Source organism: Burkholderia sp. 3C (genome assembly GCF_054589155.1).
In genome coordinates, this window is sequence record NZ_BAAILN010000002.1 from 1 (window position 1) to 1,356 (window position 1,356).

Below are 1,356 nucleotides of genomic sequence, written 5' to 3' on the forward strand. Positions count from 1 at the left end.
CGCTGGTGGCGCCGGATTCACCGGCCAAGCAGTGGATGCCGGTGTACGTGCACAGCAAGATCATGATCGTGGACGATGTGTTCCTCACGCATGGCTCGGCAAATGTGAATTTGCGCAGTATGGAAGTGGATAGTGAGTTGAATATCTGCCATGAACATTCTGGTGTGACGCAGGCGTTGCGGAGGAGGTTGTGGGAGATGCATACGAATGGGAAGGGGGCGCAGGATTTGCCGGGTGAGGCATTTAAAGCATGGGGGCGTGTCATCGATTTAAATTCGGGAAATCAAGCCAACAATCTGGCGCCGGGAGCATCGTTGATTAGTTTCATTCGGACGTCAACGAGCCGACTTCGAGTGGACTAAGTCATGAAGCTAATTTTCATCGCGCTTTCTATTATTTCATTATTATCGGCATGCTCGAACAAGGATAGCCAATTGCCTTCGCAATCTGACATCAACGGCGTTCGTGCGAATCTCGCCTTCGCCTGTGTACGCCAGGCGGATCACCTGCCACCGCTCGACTCGCAGGCGGATGAGTTTTTTAAATACGGCTTGTATCTTGAGAAGCAGGATGGTCCCAAGGACTTTAATAGCGCTGCCCGCTATTACCGGATCGCGGCCGCTTACGGTCACTACAAGGCCAATCAAAATCTGCAACGGCTGGTTTCGCAGGGATACGCGGATTCGCTATACCCGGATGTAGAAACGATTGATCTGGTGGATCAGCTGATCAAGGCAGGCGTGCCGGGTGGGTATTACGACATGGGTCACTACCTTGAGCTGGGCTATGGCGTGAAGCAGGACGCTGACGCAGCGCGGAGATACTTTCGCAAGGCGGCGGACATGGGTAGTCCGGAGGCGCAGGCGTACATCGGAAATTTGCTGGCACCGATAGATAGGGCTCCCGACATAGCGCGACAAATGCGCCAGTGTGCTGCCGAACAGGGGCAACAGGATGCAGCTAAAACCTTAGGTGTCGATCTGCAAATTAATAAGCGCTTCCCTGAGGCTGTGAAAGCTTTTCAGATGGCAGCGGCAGGGGGCGATACGCTGGCTGCCTTGGCTCTTGAGGAGGGGTTCGGGTCACCTCCTGAGACAGACAGACTGAATTACCTTGCGTTACCCGGTGATCCGGAGCGATCCCGCCGCTACAAATTAATCGGGAACTTCATCGATCGTAACGACGGCCGCAATCCCAAAGTCCCGGACATCGACAAGATCGTTCCATTGCCGCCTGCCAAGCTGCCGGCATGGGACGGCACATTCCAGTGGCAGAAAGAGCAGGACGCTGCGGTGCCGCCGCCCAAGCCGTCGGAAGAACTGCTCGACCAGCTTGCGAAGGCAAAGCACCTCGATC

At 55.2% G+C, this 1,356-nt stretch carries 2 protein-coding genes; both read left to right on the plus strand.

What is annotated here, in order from left to right; translation table 11 throughout:
• Positions 1 to 362, plus strand: a 362-nt coding sequence (locus ACYP33_RS00015) for a phospholipase D-like domain-containing protein (protein WP_459618856.1), incomplete at its 5' end; no start/stop codon positions are given.
• A 3-nt stretch (positions 363 to 365) separates the two neighbouring features.
• On the plus strand, positions 366 to 1,356 hold a 991-nt coding region (locus ACYP33_RS00020), incomplete at its 3' end, for an SEL1-like repeat protein (protein ID WP_459618857.1).